The 19,242-nt window shown below is 57.2% G+C and carries 14 protein-coding genes; 9 read left to right on the top strand and 5 right to left on the bottom strand.

Features of this window, described 5'->3' with window-relative positions:
- Position 1 precedes the first annotated feature (1 nt).
- The 3 genes from ACA108_14565 to alkA all read right to left on the bottom strand — a co-directional run bounded on the left by ACA108_14565 (position 2) and on the right by alkA (position 2,975).
- Positions 2–1,033 (bottom strand): glycosyltransferase family 4 protein, encoded by a 1,032-nt coding sequence (locus ACA108_14565; protein ID XEX94600.1) that lies wholly within the window; start codon positions 1,031–1,033, stop codon positions 2–4.
- Positions 1,033–1,929: an NAD-dependent epimerase/dehydratase family protein gene (locus ACA108_14570; protein ID XEX94601.1), complete on the bottom strand. Its 897-nt coding sequence runs from the start codon at positions 1,927–1,929 to the stop codon at positions 1,033–1,035. The genes ACA108_14565 and ACA108_14570 overlap by 1 nt, the downstream gene beginning before the upstream one ends.
- Before the next feature lie 200 nt (positions 1,930–2,129).
- Positions 2,130–2,975 (bottom strand): DNA-3-methyladenine glycosylase 2, encoded by an 846-nt coding sequence (alkA, locus tag ACA108_14575; GenBank protein XEX94602.1) that lies wholly within the window; start codon positions 2,973–2,975, stop codon positions 2,130–2,132.
- Between the two features lie 133 nt (positions 2,976–3,108).
- On the opposite strand from alkA, the gene yegD reads away from it, so the two are divergent.
- Positions 3,109–4,467, top strand: a complete 1,359-nt coding sequence (gene yegD, locus ACA108_14580) for a molecular chaperone (protein XEX94603.1) — start codon at positions 3,109–3,111, stop codon at positions 4,465–4,467.
- Positions 4,468–4,504: 37 nt separating this feature from the next.
- Here the strand turns inward: yegD and ACA108_14585 are convergent, their stop codons facing one another.
- Both ACA108_14585 and ACA108_14590 read right to left on the bottom strand, forming a co-directional pair.
- Complete coding sequence (locus tag ACA108_14585) at positions 4,505–4,819, bottom strand: helix-turn-helix domain-containing protein (protein ID XEX94604.1); 315 nt, start codon at positions 4,817–4,819, stop codon at positions 4,505–4,507.
- Positions 4,816–5,169 carry a type II toxin-antitoxin system RelE/ParE family toxin gene (locus tag ACA108_14590; protein ID XEX94605.1) on the bottom strand — a complete coding sequence of 118 codons (354 nt, stop codon included), beginning with the start codon at positions 5,167–5,169 and terminating at the stop codon, positions 4,816–4,818. Before ACA108_14590 ends, ACA108_14585 begins: the two co-directional genes overlap by 4 nt.
- A 229-nt stretch (positions 5,170–5,398) precedes the next feature.
- Between ACA108_14590 and ACA108_14595 the strand changes: the two genes are divergently transcribed.
- The 8 genes from ACA108_14595 (at position 5,399) to yegS (ending at position 19,222) form a co-directional block, all read left to right on the top strand.
- Positions 5,399–6,631, top strand: a complete 1,233-nt coding sequence (locus ACA108_14595) for an MdtA/MuxA family multidrug efflux RND transporter periplasmic adaptor subunit (protein XEX94606.1) — start codon at positions 5,399–5,401, stop codon at positions 6,629–6,631.
- Positions 6,631–9,756, top strand: a complete 3,126-nt coding sequence (locus tag ACA108_14600) for an MdtB/MuxB family multidrug efflux RND transporter permease subunit (protein XEX94607.1) — start codon at positions 6,631–6,633, stop codon at positions 9,754–9,756. Before ACA108_14595 ends, ACA108_14600 begins: the two co-directional genes overlap by 1 nt.
- A complete protein-coding gene (gene mdtC, locus ACA108_14605; GenBank protein ID XEX94608.1) occupies positions 9,753–12,833 on the top strand; it encodes a multidrug efflux RND transporter permease subunit MdtC in 3,081 nt (1,026 codons plus the stop codon). Before ACA108_14600 ends, mdtC begins: the two co-directional genes overlap by 4 nt.
- A gap of 52 nt (positions 12,834–12,885) precedes the next feature.
- A complete protein-coding gene (locus ACA108_14610) occupies positions 12,886–14,295 on the top strand; it encodes an MFS transporter (GenBank protein ID XEX94609.1) in 1,410 nt (469 codons plus the stop codon).
- Between the two features lie 2 nt (positions 14,296–14,297).
- On the top strand, positions 14,298–15,695 hold the full coding sequence (baeS, locus tag ACA108_14615; GenBank protein ID XEX94610.1) for a two-component system sensor histidine kinase BaeS: 1,398 nt from the start codon (positions 14,298–14,300) through the stop codon (positions 15,693–15,695).
- Entirely contained in the window at positions 15,692–16,414 is a 723-nt protein-coding gene (baeR, locus tag ACA108_14620) for a two-component system response regulator BaeR (protein ID XEX94611.1), read from the top strand. Before baeS ends, baeR begins: the two co-directional genes overlap by 4 nt.
- A gap of 283 nt (positions 16,415–16,697) precedes the next feature.
- The gene (gene yegQ / locus ACA108_14625) at positions 16,698–18,059 is read left to right on the top strand and encodes a tRNA 5-hydroxyuridine modification protein YegQ (protein XEX94612.1); all 1,362 of its coding nucleotides are present in this window, start codon (positions 16,698–16,700) and stop codon (positions 18,057–18,059) included.
- 263 nt (positions 18,060–18,322) lie between these two features.
- The gene (yegS, locus tag ACA108_14630) at positions 18,323–19,222 is read left to right on the top strand and encodes a lipid kinase YegS (GenBank protein ID XEX94613.1); all 900 of its coding nucleotides are present in this window, start codon (positions 18,323–18,325) and stop codon (positions 19,220–19,222) included.
- Positions 19,223–19,242: the final 20 nt, after the last annotated feature.

Genomic DNA, 19,242 nt, shown 5'->3' on the forward strand with positions numbered 1-19,242 from the left:
CTCACTGGTCCTTATCTTTAACACCGGCACCAAAGCGGTACGCAAGCGCTATAAGCGGTAACCAGGCAATCAGTACGCCAATGACGCCGGTGACGCTACCGGTAGCGATGAGCATAGCGACGGGAAAGAGCCAGACAACGTTAATGACAAATGCACCAAGGGTGACGGGTTTATGCGAGCCAAACTTCCGCGCAAGGATTTGATAAGTATGGCTGGCATGCGCCTCATAAACCTTTTTACCACCAATAAGGCGGCGTAACAGCGTGACGGTAGCATCAACAATAAAGACGCCAAGCAGGCAAATTTCAGCCAGGAAAAGTTTACTATCCAGCAAGGCAACATGCAGTACGATGAGGCCAATAGTGATCCCCAGGAAGCCGCTGCCAGCATCGCCCATAAATATTTTTGCCGTTGGGAAATTCCAGAAAATAAAGCCCAGGGCCGCGCAGCCGAGCAAAGCCATGATGGCGAACTGGCTGGTTTCCATACCGTCCGGCACGCTAAACATGATCAGCAGGCCAGAAAGTAACGCGAACATAATGGCTTCCATGCTGGCCAGGCCATTGATACCGTCCATAAAGTTATACAGATTTAGCATCCACGCCAGATAAACCAGGCCAAAGATCATACCCAGCCAGCCAGCAGAAAGCGGATAGCCGAAAAGGTCAATAACCGGGAATTGCCCCAGGAAATACAAACCTGAGGCCGCGGCCAGAAAATGCATTAATAACCGCCAGCGGGCTGCAATATGTCCGTGATCGTCCAGAAAACCGACCACTGCGGTTACCACACCAGCAATGAATAACGACAGCATCTGCGATACGGGGACAAAACCAAGGGCACTTAACACTACGATGCCAATCTGAAAACTAATGACGATCGCAACGCCGCCTCCACGAGGGGTCGGAACGGAATGCGAGCTTCGCTGGTTAGGGACATCAATGACATTGTTTTTTAATGCGTATATGCGAAGCCCCCAGGTCAGCGCGAAAGAGCATGCAAATATGGCTACTGCAACGATCGGTTCCAGCATTAGTTTTGTTCCTTAGAATAATACGCTGCGGTTTTTTTCATCGTCTCACGAAGGGTGACGGGGGGCTGCCAGTTTAGAAGGCGTGAGGCTTTTGTGGCATCAATATCCAGCGAACCAAAAAGTTGCTCGTAGATGTTCGCTTTCCCGGCAGCCGTTAATCCAAGTTTCAAAACCGACGCCGGGAACCACACAAGCCTTGCGGGTTTGTTCATTCCTTCAGCAAAAGCAGAAATGATCTCTGCGGTCGCGGGTTTATCCGTATCCGCCAGCAAAAAGAGTTCGTTTTTAGCCAACGGGTTTTGAATACAGGCAATGATAAAGCCTGTCACGTTCGCTAAGGAAACCATACTGCGCTTGTTTTTAACGCCTTTGAAAGGGAGTGGAAGGCCGCTTTTAACCAACTTTAGCAATCGGCGTATATTACCCGGTGCGTTCTCACCGCAAATCAGAGCCGGGCGAATGACAGTGATCGCCATAGGACCTTCAGCAAATTGTTCTTTGAGCGCCAGTTCGGCTTCTAATTTTGAAATGGCATAGTCAGAGGTGGGTGCGGGCGCAGAATCTTCGCAAAACGGTACGCCTGATGTTGCATTACCATTTACGCCGATGGAACTGATAAAGATGAAGTGTTTAACCCCTGCAGCCTTGGCATCATGGGCGAGTTTGAGGGTAGCATCGCGATTAACCCGACGAAACTCGGCTAGTTTATCCACCGCGGTGTCGTTCATCATATGGGCACGGCCCGCGGTGTGGACCACGACATCACAGCCAGCCAGAGCAACAGACCAGTCAGTTTGCTCTGAAATCTCTCCGATATTGATCAGTTCAGGGGCTGCCTGCAATGAACGCCGGGTAGTTCCTGAAACATCATAGTTGTTAGCTTTGAGTTCGCTCATCAGCTTACTGCCGACAAACCCCGTAGCCCCAGTCACAAGTATTTTCACAGTTTACCCTATCAAAGTTAAAGCACTACCAACGTTGTTCAACATTATTGTTGATAAAAACTCTTATAAAAGTTTAATCAAAAGATTTTCATACTTAAGAAAGGGAGATACAAGTTGAATTCTTTTTTTCAGGCCTGTGGCGCTCATTTCGGTCAGATTTCCGGCAGCCAGCCGTCGCTGTACCAGATGTGCAACAACGCGTAGGAGCGCCAGGGATGCCAGCGCTCGGCGTAGCGGCGTATCTGTGCGGGGGTCATGCCGGGGAAGCGCTGCTTGATTAAATAGTCGTCCGGCAAAAAAATATCGCTCGCCTGCCAGCCGCGCAGGGCGAAGTAGTTCGCCGTCCAGCGCCCGATGCCCGGCAGCGTGATTAACTGTTTAACCCCCTGCCCGACGTCCTCCGGCAGCGTAAGCGGAAATTCTCCTGCATTCACCAGTCGCGCAAGATTGATAATCGATTCCCCGCGCTTTAGCGGCATGCCCAGCGTTTTCAACTCTTCCGGCGTCAGCGCAGCCAGACGGCTGGCCTGCGGGAAAAGTTGCCAGCCCGGGTAGCCAGCAAGGGGGTCACCATAACGTTCTGCCAGTTTACCGGCGAGCTTCGCCGCCATCGCCACGCTCACCAGCTGGCCCAGAATGGCGCGAATCGCCTGTTCAAAGGCGTCCATACTCCCCGGCAGGCGCAGGCCGGGACGGGCTTTAGCGAGATCGCCCAGGCTCTCCAGCACCGGCTGCGGTTGACGGCTGAGGTCGAGCAACTTTTGTACTTTTATCAGCACGTCATTTGCCACGGGAAGCAGCCCGTCGGTGATACTGACCCTCAGCGCGCAGCTGGCCTCATCAGGTTCTAACGTGATAAGCCCGCTGTGGCTACCCACGGCGAAACTTCGGCAATAGAGGTTGTCATTGACGGTCTCAATACCGTAAACCGCACGTGCGGCGAGAAAGCCAAACATCCACTGCCAGTCATAGGGTGGCGTGTATTTAAGTTCGAACATGGTCGATTCCCCGTGATTTTTATGGGGTTAGCATAATAGCAAACGCGGATTTCCGCCTTGCATTGATATTCAGTTGCCCGCACGCACGCATTCCGCTAAAGTCGCCCCCCTTCTCACCGGCATGGGGATTTTTATGCAATTTATAGGCTTTGATTATGGTACGGCAAACTGCTCGGTAGCGGTGATGCGCGAGGGTGTCCCTGTCCTGCTGGAAATGGAAGATGGCTCTTCGCTGCTTCCTTCAATGCTGTGCGCGCCAACGCGCGAGTCGGTGAGCGAATGGCTATATCGTCACCATCAGGTACCGGCAAGCGGCGATGAAACCCAGGCGCTGCTTCGCAGGGCAGTTTCTTTCAACCGCGAAGAAGATATCGACGTGCTGCCGGGCAGCGTACAGTTCGGCTTAAGCTCGCTTCGCCAGTATATGGAAGATCCGGAAGAGGTTTACTTTGTAAAATCCCCAAAATCCTTTCTCGGCGCCAGCGGCCTGAAGCCGCAGCAGGTTGCGCTGTTCGAAGATCTGGTCTGCGCCATGATGCTGCATATCCGCAACAAGGCGCAAACCCAGGTCGCGGAGTCCATTAGCCAGGCGGTGATTGGCCGTCCGATAAACTTTCAGGGTTTAGGTGGTGAAGATGCCAACGCCCAGGCGCAGGGCATTCTCGAACGTGCTGCGCACCGCGCCGGGTTTGAAGATGTTGTATTCCAGTTTGAACCGGTTGCCGCAGGGCTGGATTTTGAAGCCACGCTGACGGAAGAAAAGCAGGTGCTGGTCGTGGATATCGGCGGCGGGACAACGGACTGCTCGGTTCTGCTGATGGGGCCGCAGTGGCACGCAAGACGTGACCGCGAGCAAAGCCTTCTCGGCCACAGCGGCTGCCGCGTTGGCGGAAACGATCTCGACATTATGCTGGCGTTTAAGCAGCTCTCTCCGCTATTGGGCATGGGTGGGCAAACTGAAAAAGGCATCGCCCTGCCCGTCCTGCCGTGGTGGAACGCGGTTGCCATCAACGACGTGCCCGCACAAAACGAATTCTACAGCAGCGCCAACGGCAGAATGCTGAATGAGCTGGTGCGCGATGCGCGCGAGTCCGAAAAAGTCGCTTACCTGCAAAAGGTCTGGCGTCAGCGCCTGAGCTATCGCCTGGTTCGGGCTGCGGAGGAGAGCAAAATCGCCCTTTCCGACAGCGAGCAGGTTGCCACGCTACTGCCATTTATCGCCAAAGATCTGGGCTGCGAAATCACCCAGCCGGAGCTGGAAAGTGCAATAAGCCAGCCGCTGCAGCGCATCCTGGAGCAGGTCAGTCTGGCGCTGGAAAGCAGCGACGTGAAGCCGGATGTGATTTACCTCACCGGCGGCAGCGCCCGCTCACCGATGATCAAGCAGGCGCTGGCTCAACGGCTGCCGGGCATTGAGATTGCGGGCGGCGATGACTTCGGTTCGGTAACCGCAGGCCTAGCCCGCTGGGCCGACGTTGTGTTTCGCGGGTAAACGTCAGTCTTCTCCAGTTGCTAAGCCGTGGGGAAACTTACGGCTTTTCCATCTGGATATGCTTTACGCCGTCAGGAAAGTCGATTTGCAGAGAAAGCGTGCCGCCCAGCGCTTCAATGTAGCGCTTAAGCGTACCGAGCTTTATCTCGTTCCCCCGCCGTTCAATGGCGGTAACAGCAGGCTGGCTGATGCCCATCGCCTCCGCCAGCTGCTTCTGCGACCAGCCCATCTCCTCGCGGATCATGTGTAGGCAGGTTTCCAGGATAAGTGCCTGGGTGCCTTCTGCGACCCGCTTTTGCCTCTCCGGCGGCAGGGAGGCAATAATTTCTTCAAGCGTTCTGTAATTTTTCAATGCTGTTCCTCCAGTGAATTCAGCCAGGCAATAAATTCTCTATCAGCGATTGCGATCATCGATTCGTAGAAGCGTTTGTCTTTTGATTTATCCCCGGCACAAAGCAGAATTGCCTGCCGTGAGTAATCAAATGCATAGAAAACGCGAAACGGCTTGCCGTAATGCCGAATCCTCAATTCTTTCATATTGGCAAAGCGCGATCCCTTCACCGTATCGGCATAGGGTCGTGGTAGCCCCGGCCCCATAAACTGTAAGTTTCCTATCGCGTGCAGCGTTTTGTCCTGTAGCGCCTCACTCTGAACGTCAAACCAGTTATCAAAGCATCTTGTTGTCAGTACAGTCCATGTCATAGCCACTCCGCCATAAACTATAGTTTATATTTTTTAGCGAAACCACAGTTTATTGCTGTAATTTTGAGCTGGATACCGTTTCAGCACGCGCGTGCGAGGCGTCTCGAAAAATAACGTTCTATAGGATTTATCCATACAGTCCTCCTTATTTCCTTCATTTTTCAGGGCCGCCTGGTCACTACACTAGTATCATTGGCTATATCGTTTCAGGAAGAGAAGACGTTTAACTATGAAAGGTACGCACAACACCCGTTGGTTCTGGATTGCAGGGGCGATTATTGTTGCCGTCGCGGCCGTGTATTTCTGGCGCAGCGGCTCTGCCAGCGAGCCTGGCGCGCAGAAGCCTGCCCAGCAGCAGTCTGGCGGACGGCGCAGCATGCGAGGCGGAGCTCTGGCTCCCGTGCAGGCTGCCACAGCAACCAGCGAATCCGTTCCGCGTTACCTGACAGGCCTCGGTACCATCACGGCGGCCAACACCGTCACCGTGCGCAGCCGGGTAGACGGCCAGCTGCTGGCGATCCACTTCCAGGAAGGCCAGCAGGTAAAAGCGGGTGATTTGCTGGCTGAAATCGATCCAAGTCAGTTCAAAGTCGCGCTGGCTCAGGCCCAGGGCCAGCTTGCTAAAGACCAGGCGACGCTCGCCAACGCCCGTCGCGACCTTTCCCGCTATCAGCAGCTGGTGAAAACCAACCTGGTCTCCCGTCAGGAGATGGACGCGCAGCAAGCACTGGTTAATGAATCAATCGGCACGGTGAAAGCAGATCAAGCCTCCGTAGCCAGCGCTCAGCTGCAGCTGGACTGGAGCCGCATTACGGCGCCCATCGACGGGCGCGTAGGGCTGAAACAGGTTGATGTGGGTAACCAGATCTCCAGCGGCGATACCACCGGCATCGTGGTACTCACCCAGACGCATCCTATCGACCTTATTTTTACGCTGCCGGAAAGCAATATCGCCACCGTTGTTCAGGCCCAGAAAAACGGTAAGACGCTGAGCGTAGAAGCCTGGGACCGCACCAACAAAATGAAGCTCAGCAGCGGGACGCTGCTCAGCCTGGATAATCAGATCGACGCCACCACCGGCACCATCAAGCTTAAAGCCCGCTTTACCAACGAAGACGACGCGCTGTTCCCGAACCAGTTCGTTAATGCCCGTATGCTGGTGGATACCCAGCAGGACGCCGTTGTTATTCCGGCTGCAGCGCTGCAGATGGGCAATGAGGGTAACTTCGTCTGGGTGCTGAACAGCGAAAATAAAGTCAGCAAGCACCTGGTGACAACGGGTATTCAGGACAGCCAGAAAGTGGTTATCAGCGCGGGCCTGTCAGCCGGTGACAAAGTCGTGACGGACGGCATCGACCGCCTGACGGAAGGCGCAAAAGTTGAAGTCGTGGAGGCGCAGTCTGCCACGGCCAGCGCAGCGGACGAGAAAGCTGCCGTTAAACCTCACGGAGCGAAATCCTGATGCAGGTCTTACCTCCCAGCGCAACGGGCGGCCCGTCCCGCCTGTTTATTCTGCGTCCGGTCGCCACCACGCTGCTGATGGTGGCCATCCTGCTGGCGGGGATCATCGGCTATCGTTTTCTTCCTGTCTCCGCGCTACCGGAAGTCGATTACCCGACGATTCAGGTCGTCACGCTCTATCCTGGCGCCAGCCCCGATGTGATCACTTCGGCTATCACGGCTCCGCTGGAACGCCAGTTCGGGCAGATGTCCGGCCTTAAGCAGATGTCATCGCAGAGCGCGGGCGGCGCATCCGTTGTTACTCTTCAGTTCCAGCTCGCTCTACCGCTGGACGTTGCCGAGCAGGAAGTGCAGGCCGCGATTAACGCCGCCACCAACCTGCTGCCGAACGATCTGCCGAACCCGCCCGTTTACAGTAAGGTGAACCCGGCTGATCCGCCGATCATGACGCTCGCCGTGACGTCAACAGCCATTCCGATGACCCAGGTCGAAGATATGGTGGAAACGCGCGTGGCGCAGAAAATTTCCCAGGTTTCCGGCGTCGGGCTGGTGACGCTTGCCGGCGGGCAGCGCCCTGCGATACGCGTCAAGCTTAACGCCCCGGCGATTGCCGCCCTCGGCCTGACCAGCGAAACCGTTCGCACCGCCATTACCAGCGCCAACGTCAACTCCGCAAAGGGTAGTCTCGACGGCCCGGAACGCGCCGTTACGCTGTCCGCCAACGACCAGATGGAGTCTGCGGAAGAGTACCGCAACCTGATCATTGCTTATCAAAACGGTGCGCCTGTCCGCCTGGGCGACGTGGCTACCGTTGAGCAAGGTGCTGAAAACAGCTGGCTCGGTGCATGGGCTAACAAGCAGCAGGCGATTGTGATGAACGTGCAGCGCCAGCCGGGTGCCAACATCATCGACACCGCCGACAGCATCCGCAAAATGCTACCGACGCTGACCGAAAGCCTGCCGAAATCGGTGGAGGTGAAGCTGCTGAGCGACCGTACCACCAACATCCGTGCGTCGGTAACCGATACGCAGTACGAACTGATGCTCGCCATCGCGCTGGTGGTGATGATCATCTATCTCTTCCTGCGCAACGTCCCGGCAACGATTATTCCCGCCGTCGCCGTGCCCCTCTCGCTGATAGGCACCTTCGCGGTGATGGTGTTCCTCGATTTCTCCATCAATAACCTGACGCTGATGGCGCTTACCATCGCCACCGGCTTCGTGGTGGACGATGCGATTGTGGTTATCGAGAACATCTCCCGCTATATCGAAAAGGGAGAGAAACCGCTGGCGGCGGCGCTGAAAGGCGCGGGTGAAATCGGTTTTACTATTATTTCGCTGACCCTCTCTCTTATCGCGGTGCTGATCCCGCTGCTGTTTATGGGCGATATCGTCGGACGCCTGTTCCGGGAATTTGCCGTCACGCTCGCCGTGTCGATTCTAATCTCTGCGGTGGTCTCTCTTACGCTTACGCCAATGATGTGCGCGCGCATGCTGAGCCATGAGTCACTGCGTAAGCAAAACCGCTTCTCACGGGCCAGCGAACGCTTCTTCGAACGAGTAATTGCAGGATATGGCCGCATTCTGACCAAAGTGTTACACCACCCTTGGCTCACGCTCGGCGTGGCTTTTGGCACCCTGGCCCTCACCGTTCTGCTGTGGGTTTTCATCCCCAAAGGCTTCTTCCCGATTCAGGACAACGGCATTATTCAGGGTACGCTTCAGGCCCCGCAGTCCGTCTCCTTTGCCAGCATGGCCCAGCGCCAGCGGCAGGTAGCGGATGTCATTCTCAAGGATCCGGCGGTAGAGAGCCTGACGTCGTTTGTCGGCGTGGACGGCACAAATCCGTCGCTTAACAGCGCCCGTCTGCAAATCAACCTTAAGCCGCTGGACGATCGCGATGACCGCATCAAAGCCGTTATTGCGCGGCTGCAAACCGATGTCGCGAAGGTACCCGGCGTGCAGCTTTATCTGCAGCCAATCCAGGATCTGACGATTGATACCACCGTCAGCCGCACTCAGTATCAGTTTACGCTTCAGGCAACCTCGTTGGATGAGCTGAGCTCCTGGGTGCCAAAACTCACCGAAGAGCTGAAAACGCTGCCGCAACTGACGGAAGTGAGCAGCGACTGGCAGGACCAGGGGCTGGTAGCCTACGTCAACGTCGACCGCGCCAGCGCCAGCCGCCTCGGTATCTCGATGTCGGACGTGGACAACGCGCTCTATAACGCCTTCGGCCAGCGCCTGATTTCAACTATCTACACCCAGGCCAACCAGTACCGCGTGGTGCTGGAGCACGACACTTCCACCACGCCGGGCCTCAGCGCGCTGGATAATATTCGCCTGGCAAGCAGCGACGGCGGCAGCGTGCCGCTGCATACCATTGCCAAAGTCGAACAGCGCTTTGCGCCGCTGACGGTGAACCATCTCGACCAGTTCCCGTCGACGACCTTCTCGTTCAACGTGCCGGATGACTATTCGCTGGGCGAAGCCGTAGATGCCATTACCCAGGCGGAGAAAGATCTGGCGCTGCCTTCGGATATCACCACGCAGTTCCAGGGTAGCACCCTCGCCTTCCAGGCCGCGTTAGGAAGCACCATCTGGCTGATCGTTGCCTCCGTCGTAGCGATGTACATCGTGCTGGGCGTGCTTTATGAAAGCTTTATCCATCCAATTACTATTCTGTCAACGCTGCCCACCGCGGGGGTAGGCGCGCTGCTGGCGCTGATGCTGGCGGGAGCCGAGCTGGATGTGATTGCGATTATCGGCATCATCCTACTTATCGGCATCGTGAAGAAGAACGCCATCATGATGATCGACTTCGCGCTGGCGGCGGAGCGTGAACAGGGAATGGCACCTTATGAGGCGATTTACCAGGCGTGCCTGCTGCGTTTCCGTCCGATCCTGATGACTACGCTGGCCGCCCTGCTCGGCGCGCTGCCGCTGATGCTTTCAACGGGCGTTGGCGCGGAGCTGCGCCGTCCGCTGGGTATCGGCATGGTGGGCGGCCTAATGGTCAGCCAGGTATTAACCCTGTTTACCACGCCGGTTATTTACCTGCTGTTTGACCGCCTGTCGCACTATACGCGCAACCGCTTTGGCCGCCGTGAAGAGGAACTGCCGTGAAATTCTTCGCGCTGTTTATCTACCGTCCGGTCGCGACCATCCTGCTGACCGCTGCCATCACGCTGTGCGGCGTGCTCGGCTTCCGACTGCTGCCCGTGGCCCCGCTGCCGCAGGTGGATTTCCCGGTGATCATGATCAGCGCCTCGCTGCCGGGGGCGTCGCCTGAAACAATGGCGTCGTCGGTGGCAACGCCGCTTGAGCAGGCGCTGGGGCGAATCGCGGGCGTCAGCGAAATGACGTCGTCCAGCTCGCTTGGCAGCACGCGCATCATTCTTGAATTCAATTTCGACCGGGATATCAACGGCGCCGCCCGCGACGTGCAGGCCGCGATTAACGCCGCGCAGAGCCTGCTGCCAAGCGGTATGCCGAGCCGTCCGACCTATCGTAAAGCCAACCCGTCAGACGCGCCGATTATCATTCTGACGCTGACTTCTGACACGCTGTCCCAGGGCCAGCTGTACGACTTCGCCTCTACGCAGCTGGCGCAAACCGTTTCGCAGATTGACGGCGTCGGCGACGTCGATGTTGGGGGCAGTTCGCTACCGGCGGTGCGGGTGGATTTGAATCCTCAGGCTTTGTTTAACCAGGGCGTCTCTCTGGACGCGGTGCGTACCGCTATAGACAATGCCAACGTGCGCCGCCCGCAGGGTGCCGTTGAAGAAGATACGCGCCGCTGGCAGCTGCAGACCAACGACGAGTTGAAAACCGCCGCGGAATACAAGCCGCTGATAATCCACTACAACAACGCTGGGGCGGTACACCTGAGCGACGTGGCAAACGTCACCGACTCGGTGCAGGACGTGCGCAACGCGGGGATGACTAATGCCAAGCCCGCGATTTTGCTGATGATCCGCAAGTCCCAGGAAGCCAACATCATCGAAACCGTGGATCGCATCCGGGCAAAGTTCCCCGAGCTGCGCGAAACCATCCCTGCCTCCATAGATTTACAGGTTGCCCAGGACCGCTCGCCAACCATTCGTGCTTCGCTTGCCGAAGTTGAGCAGTCGCTGATTATTTCCGTCGCGCTGGTGATCCTCGTGGTCTTCCTGTTCCTGCGTTCGGGCCGCGCCACGCTGATCCCGGCCGTTGCCGTTCCCGTCTCGCTTATCGGCACGTTTATTGCCATGTACCTGTGCGGTTTCAGCCTGAACAACCTGTCGTTAATGGCGTTAACCATCGCCACCGGCTTCGTGGTGGATGACGCCATCGTGGTACTGGAGAACATTTCCCGCCACCTTGAAGCGGGGGTAAAACCCTTGCAGGCCGCGCTGCAGGGGGTGCGTGAAGTCGGTTTTACGGTGCTCTCAATGAGCCTGTCGCTGGTGGCGGTATTCCTGCCGCTGCTGCTGATGGGCGGGTTGCCGGGGCGATTATTTAAGGAGTTTGCCGTCACGCTATCGGTGGCGATTGGTATTTCGCTGGTCGTCTCCCTGACGCTGACGCCAATGATGTGCGGCTGGCTGCTGAAGAACAAACCCCAACACACCCCAACCCGCAGGCGCGGCTTTGGGCGTCTGCTGGTCGCGATGCAGGAAGGCTACGGGCGTTCACTGAAGTGGGTGCTGAACCACGCGAAACTTGTCGGTCTGGTGCTGATTGCCACCATCGCGCTGAACGTCTGGCTGTATATCGCCATCCCGAAAACCTTCTTCCCGGAGCAGGATACCGGACGGCTGATGGGCAACATTCAGGCGGACCAGAGCATTTCGTTCCAGGCGATGCGCGGCAAGCTGCAGGACTTTATGAAGATCATTCGTGAGGATCCGGCGGTGGATAACGTCACCGGTTTTACCGGCGGCTCGCGGGTGAACAGCGGCATGATGTTTATCTCTCTTAAGCCGCTTAGCGAACGTAAAGAAACTGCGCAGCAGGTGATTGACCGACTGCGCAAGGCGCTGGCGAAAGAGCCGGGAGCCAGCCTGTTCCTGATGGCGGTGCAGGATATTCGTGTCGGCGGGCGTTCTGCTAACGCCAGCTATCAGTACACCCTGCTTTCCGACAGCCTGGCCGACTTACGCACCTGGGAGCCGAAAATCCGTAAGGCCTTCGCCAGCCTGCCGCAGCTTGCGGACGTCAACTCTGACCAGCAGGACAACGGCGCGGAAATGGATTTGATCTATGACCGCGAAACCATGTCGCGGCTGGGCATCAGCGTCTCGGACGCCAACAGCCTGCTGAACAACGCCTTTGGCCAGCGGCAGATTTCCACCATCTACCAGCCGCTGAACCAGTACAAGGTAGTGATGGAGGTCGACCCGCGCTATACCCAGGACATCAGCTCGCTGGATCAGATGTTTGTCACTAACAGCGAAGGTAAGCCGATTCCGCTCTCCTACTTTGCGAAATGGCAGCCTGCGAACGCCCCGCTGGCGGTGAACCACCAGGGGCTGTCGGCGGCTTCCACTATCTCGTTTAACCTGCCGACGGGCGTTTCGCTCAGCGAGGCAAGCGACGCCATCGACCGGATGATGACGTCACTCGGTGTGCCCTCCACGGTACGCGGAAGCTACGCGGGCACGGCGCAGGTCTTCCAGGACACCATGAAGTCGCAGGTGCTGCTGATTATCGCGGCTATCGCCACCGTCTACATCGTGCTGGGGATCCTTTATGAGAGCTACGTTCACCCGCTGACCATCCTCTCAACGCTGCCGTCTGCCGGGGTCGGCGCGCTGCTGGCGCTTGAACTTTTTGGTGCCCCGTTCAGCCTGATTGCGCTCATCGGGATCATGCTATTAATCGGCATCGTGAAGAAAAACGCCATCATGATGGTGGACTTCGCGATAGAGGCGCAGCGTAACGGCAACCTTACGCCACAGGAGGCAATTTTTCAGGCCTGCCTGCTGCGCTTCCGTCCGATTATGATGACAACACTTGCGGCGCTGTTTGGCGCGCTGCCGCTGGTGCTGACCAGCGGTGACGGTGCCGAGCTGCGCCAGCCGCTGGGGATCACCATCGTCGGTGGCCTGGTGGTCAGCCAGCTGCTGACGCTCTATACCACGCCCGTTGTTTATCTGTTCTTTGACCGGCTGCGTTTGCGCTTTAGCCGCCACAGCAACAAACAATTTATTGGCGAGTAAAATGTAGGGTGGAGAAGCGTCAGCGTCATCCACCGAAGAGGAATCAGATGAAATGACCGATCTGCCCGCTGCCGTCCGCTGGCAACTGTGGATTGTCGCCTTCGGCTTCTTTATGCAGTCGCTGGACACCACTATCGTCAACACCGCCCTGCCCTCGATGGCGGCAAGCCTGGGCGAAAGTCCGCTGCATATGCACTCGGTGATTGTCGCCTACGTGCTGACGGTGGCGGTGATGCTGCCCGTCAGCGGCTGGCTGGCGGACCGGGTTGGGGTGCGCAATATCTTCTTCACCGCCATCGTGCTGTTCACCGCAGGATCGCTGCTGTGCGCCCACTCCTCCACGCTCAACGAGCTGATTTTATCCCACGTGGTACAGGGGATCGGCGGCGCGATGATGGTACCGGTGGGCAGGCTCACGGTAATGAAAATTGTCCCCCGCGAGCAGTACATGGCGGCAATGACCTTCGTCACCTTGCCCGGCCAGATAGGCCCGCTGCTCGGCCCGGCGCTCGGAGGTCTGCTGGTTGAGTATGCCTCCTGGCACTGGATCTTTCTCATTAACCTGCCGGTGGGGATTATCGGCTGCATTGCCACGCTCTGGCTGATGCCCAACTACACCATGCAAACCCGGCGCTTCGACGCGTCGGGATTCCTGCTGCTGGCGTTTGGCATGGCGGCGCTGACCATCGCGCTGGACGGACAAAAAGGGCTGGGCATTTCGTCACTGACGCTCGGCCTGCTGGTTGCCGGCGGCATGCTGTCGATGCTGCTCTACCTCTGGCATGCCAGAGGTAACGACAACGCCCTGTTTAACCTCAACTTGTTCAAAACACGCACCTTCTCCCTCGGCCTGTTCGGCAGCTTCTGCGGCCGTATCGGCAGCGGCATGCTGCCGTTTATGACGCCGTTTTTTTTACAAATTGGCTTGGGCTTCTCTCCTTTCCACGCCGGGCTGATGATGGTGCCAATGGTACTGGGCAGCATGGGCATGAAGCGCATCGTGGTGCAGGTGGTCAACCGCTTCGGCTACCGTAACGTGCTGGTTGCCTCTACGCTGGGGCTGGCGCTGGTTATCCTGCTGTTTATGGCCACCGCGCTGCTGGGCTGGTATTACCTGCTGCCGGTGGTGCTGTTTATCCTCGGTATGGTGAACTCGACACGCTTCTCCTCGATGAACACCCTCACGTTGAAAGACCTACCGGACGATCTCGCCAGCGGCGGCAACAGCATGCTGTCGATGGTAATGCAGCTTTCTATGAGCATTGGCGTAACCGTCGCCGGGATGCTGCTTGGCATGTACGGTCACCATCATCTCACCCCGGATAGCGGCGTGGTGCACACCGTCTTCCTCTACACGTATTTAAGCATGGCGGTGATTATCGCCCTTCCCGCGCTGGTCTTCGCCCGCGTTCCCAGGGACACCACTAAAAACGTCATTATTGCGCGACGCAAAAGGAAATAATCATGAAACTCTGGCGGCCGGGCATTACCGGGAAACTGTTTCTTGCCATCTTCTCAACCTGCCTGCTGGTGCTGGCGATTATGCACTGGGGCGTGCGGCTGAGCTTCGAGCGGGGCTTCATCGACTACATTAAACACGGCAACGAGCAGCGGCTGGAGATGCTTAGCGACGCGCTTGGCGAGCAGTACGCCCTGCACGGCAACTGGCAGTTCCTGCGCCATAACGATCGCTTTGTTTTCCGGATCCTCAGATCGTTTGAGCGCGACGAAGATGCCGAGAACCCGAAGATGCCGCCGCACGGCTGGCGTACCCAGTTCTGGGTGCTTGACGAGGACTACAAAGTTCTTGTCGGCCCACGCGGCGCGGTGCCACCGGATGGTACGCGCCGGGCGATCAAAGTTGACGGGCGCAATGCAGGCTGGGTTATCGCCTCCCCCGTTGAGCGGCTGACGCGCAATACCGACATTAATTTTGACCGCCAGCAGCGCCGCACGAGCTGGATCATCGTCGCGCTTTCTACTTTGCTTGCCGCTGCGGCGACGTTCCTGCTCGCGCGCGGCCTGCTCGCCCCGGTCAAGAAACTGGTGGAAGGGACGCATAAGCTTGCGGCGGGCGACTTTACGACGCGGGTAGCCTCCACCAGCCAGGACGAACTGGGCAAGCTGGCGCAGGACTTTAACCAGCTCGCCAGCACGCTTGAAAAAAACCACAACATGCGCCGCGCCTATATGGCCGATATCTCGCACGAACTGCGCACGCCGCTGGCGATTCTGCGCGGTGAGCTGGAAGCTATTCAGGACGGCGTCAGGAAATTCACCCCGGATTCCGTAGCCTCGCTGCAGATGGAGGTCGCCACGCTGACCAAGCTGGTTGACGACCTGCACCAGCTGTCGATGTCCGACGAAGGCGCACTGGCGTATCAAAAAAAATCCCTCGATATCATTAACCTGCTTGAAGTGGTTGCGGGAGCGTTCCGCCAGCGCTTTGACTCGCGTGGCCTGAGTATTCGTCTGGCCCTGCCCGACAACGTGACCATTTTTGGCGACGGCGACCGCCTGATGCAGCTGTTCAATAACCTGCTGGAAAACAGCCTGCGCTATACCGACGCGGGCGGCCAGCTGCTGATTTCCGGTGAGGTCAGCCAGCAGCGGTTCGTGATGACCTTTGCTGACAGCGCGCCGGGCGTGAATGACGAGCAGCTGAATATGCTTTTTGACCGCTTCTACCGCACGGAAGGCTCGCGCAACCGCGCCAGCGGCGGTTCCGGCCTGGGGCTGTCCATCTGCCAGAACATTGTTGCCGCCCACGGCGGCACCCTGACGGCTGGCCATTCGCCTTTCGGCGGCGTCAGCATTACAGTAGAGTTACCGCTGGATCCAGAATCACAGAGAAACGTATGACCGAATTCCCGCTTGATGAAAATGCCCCACGCATTCTGATTGTTGAAGATGAACCGAAGCTCGGACAGCTGCTGGTGGATTATCTTCGCGCCGCCAGCTACGCGCCAATGCTGATCACCCACGGTAACGACGTACTGCCTTACGTACGCCAGACGCCGCCGGATCTGATCCTGCTGGATCTGATGCTCCCGGGCACCGATGGGCTGACGCTGTGTAAAGAGATCCGCCGCTTCTCTGAAATCCCCATCGTGATGGTGACCGCCAAGATCGAAGAGATCGACCGCCTGCTGGGGCTGGAAATCGGTGCGGATGACTACATCTGCAAGCCCTACAGCCCGAGGGAGGTCGTGGCGCGGGTGAAAACGATTCTGCGCCGCTGTAAACGCCAGCAGGACCCAATCCCGGCAGGGGAAGAAAGCCTCCTTATCATCGACGAAGGACGCTTTCAGGCAAGCTGGCGCGAAAAGGTGCTGGACCTGACCCCGGCAGAATTCCGCCTGCTGAAAACCCTCTCCCACGAGCCGGGTAAAGTCTTTTCCCGCGAAATGCTACTCAACCAGCTTTACGATGATTATCGGGTGGTGACCGACCGCACCATTGACAGCCATATCAAGAACCTGCGCCGTAAACTAGAAGCGCTGGACGAAGAGCAGTCCTTTATCCGCGCCGTCTATGGCGTGGGCTACCGCTGGGAAGCAGACGCCTGCCGGATGGCTTAGGGTGGTTTCCGTAAACAATTAGCGCTACAATTCCCGCCCTAAAAGTGTGGCAATCCCACTTCGCACTAACCGCTTCACCCGGTGAAGCGGCATAGACCGGTGAAAACCTGATACGATCCTGGGACACAAATATTTCACCAAACAAAAGACAAGGAAAATCAATTTATTGATTTTCGGCAGCTAACCACAAAGAAGGAAAAACCACGCTTTTTCCTTCTTTGTTAGCAAACTAACCGCTTCACCCGGTGAGGCGGTTCTGACCTGACATCAGAACGAGAACATCATGTTTAAACCAGAGCTTCTTTCCCCGGCGGGAACGCTGAAAAATATGCGTTTCGCTTTCGCCTACGGCGCCGATGCCGTTTACGCGGGCCAGCCGCGCTACAGCCTGCGCGTGCGTAACAATGAGTTCAACCACGAAAATCTCCAGCTCGGCATCAACGAAGCCCACGCGCTCGGTAAAAAATTCTACGTGGTGGTGAATATCGCCCCGCATAACGCCAAGTTAAAAACTTTCATTCGTGACCTGAAACCCGTAGTGGAAATGGGCCCGGATGCGCTGATCATGTCCGATCCGGGCCTGATTATGATGGTGCGTGAAGCCTTCCCGGAGATGGATATCCACCTGTCCGTGCAGGCGAACGCCGTGAACTGGGCGACGGTAAAATTCTGGAAGCAGATGGGCCTGACCCGCGTGATTCTCTCCCGTGAGCTGTCGCTGGACGAAATCGCAGAAATTCGTGAACAGGTGCCGGAAATGGAGCTGGAAATCTTCGTTCACGGTGCGCTGTGCATGGCCTATTCTGGCCGCTGTCTGCTTTCCGGCTACATTAACAAGCGCGATCCGAACCAGGGCACCTGCACCAACGCCTGCCGTTGGGAATACAAGGTTCAGGAAGGTAAAGAGGATGACGTGGGCAACATCGTCCATCTTCACGAGCCTATCCCGGTACAGAATATTGAACCTACGCTGGGCGTCGGCGCGCCTACGGATAAGGTCTTTATGATGGAAGAGGCCAAACGTCCGGGCGAGTACATGACCGCCTTTGAAGACGAACACGGCACCTACATCATGAACTCCAAAGATCTGCGCGCCATCGAACACGTGGAGCGCCTGACCAAAATGGGCGTTCACTCGCTGAAAATCGAAGGCCGCACCAAGTCTTATTACTACTGCGCGCGCACCGCACAGGTTTATCGCCGAGCCATTGACGATGCCGCCGCGGGTAAACCGTTTGACCCGACGCTGCTGCAAACCCTGGAAGGCCTGGCCCACCGCGGCTATACCGAAGGCTTCCTGCGTCGCCATACCCATGACAGTCACCAGAACTACGAATATGGCCACTCCATTTCCGACACCCAACAGTTTGTCGGTGAGTTTACCGGCGAGCGCCGTGGCGGCCTGGCTGCGGTGGCGGTTAAGAACAAGTTCCTGCTGGGGGATAGCCTTGAGCTGATGACTCCGCAGGGCAATGTTACCTTTACCCTGGAAGTGCTGGAAAACGGCAAAGCTCAGCCAGTTGAGGTCGCTCCCGGCGACGGCCATACCGTATGGTTGCCTGTTCCTCAGGACGTAGCGTTAGATTTTGCGCTGCTGATGCGCAATTTTGATGGTCAGACCACTCGAAATCCGCATACTAACTAGTTAATTAATGGTTATTTTTTCAGGCTGGGAGAATTCTTAGAAACCGATCACACACCGCTTCGTTTGAGTTGGTTATTATCGCCGGGCTGAAAAACATAACCCATAAATGCTTGTTGTACCAGGAACCACCTCCTTGGCCCGTGCAATCTCCCTTGCGCGGGCCTTCTTTTTGCGCGTCATCCCCAATATTTCAGCCAGTTCTTACCCGTCCCGGCCCGGCATAGGATACACTTTCGACACGAAAGAAATTCCTGAGGTATGCCATGGAGAAGTTCCCGGAATCGCTAGTGATCCTCAACGGCAAAGGTGCCAATAACGACGTTCTGCGCAGCGCGGTGAATATCATGCGCGACGAGGGTTATCAGCTGCATATGCGAGTGACCTGGGAGTATGGCGATGCGGCCCGTTACGTCGATGAGGCGATTGCGCTGGGCGTTGATACCGTGATTGCAGGCGGCGGGGATGGCACCATTAACGAGGTGGCTACGGCTCTGGCGCAGCGCCCGCAGGAAAATCGCCCTGCCCTCGGCATTCTTCCCTTAGGTACGGCCAACGATTTCGCCACCAGCGTCGGCATCCCCGACGAGCTGGATAAAGCCCTGCAGCTGGCGATGGTCGGCCGCGCTTTTGATATCGACCTGGTTGAAGTGAATGAATCCTCTTTCTTTATCAACATGGCAACCGGTGGCTTCGGCACGAAAATTACCACCGAAACGCCGGAGAAATTAAAAGCGGCGCTGGGTGGCGTCTCTTACTTTATTCACGGCCTGCTGCGCATTGATACGCTAAAGCCGGACCGCTGCGAAATTCGCGGCGAAAACTTCAGCTGGGAAGGCGACGCGCTGGTGATCGGTATTGGCAACGGGCGTCAGGCCGGCGGCGGGCAGCAGCTTTGTCCGCAGGCGTTAATTAACGACGGCCAGCTGGATCTGCGTATTTTTACCGGTGAAGAGCTGCTGCCCGCGCTGTTAACCACCCTCACCCGCCCGGAAGACAACCCGAATATTATCGACGGGCAGTCCTCCTGGTTTGAAATCACCGCCCCGCACGATATTACTTTTAACTTAGACGGCGAGCCGCTCAAAGGCCGCGAGTTCCGCATTGACGTTCATCCTGCCGCCCTGCGCTGCCGCCTGCCGCCAAACTGTCCGCTGGTTGGCTAAACCCCGCGCGCCAGGAAACC

Source organism: Dryocola sp. LX212 (assembly GCA_041504365.1).
Lineage (GTDB): Bacteria > Pseudomonadota > Gammaproteobacteria > Enterobacterales > Enterobacteriaceae > Dryocola.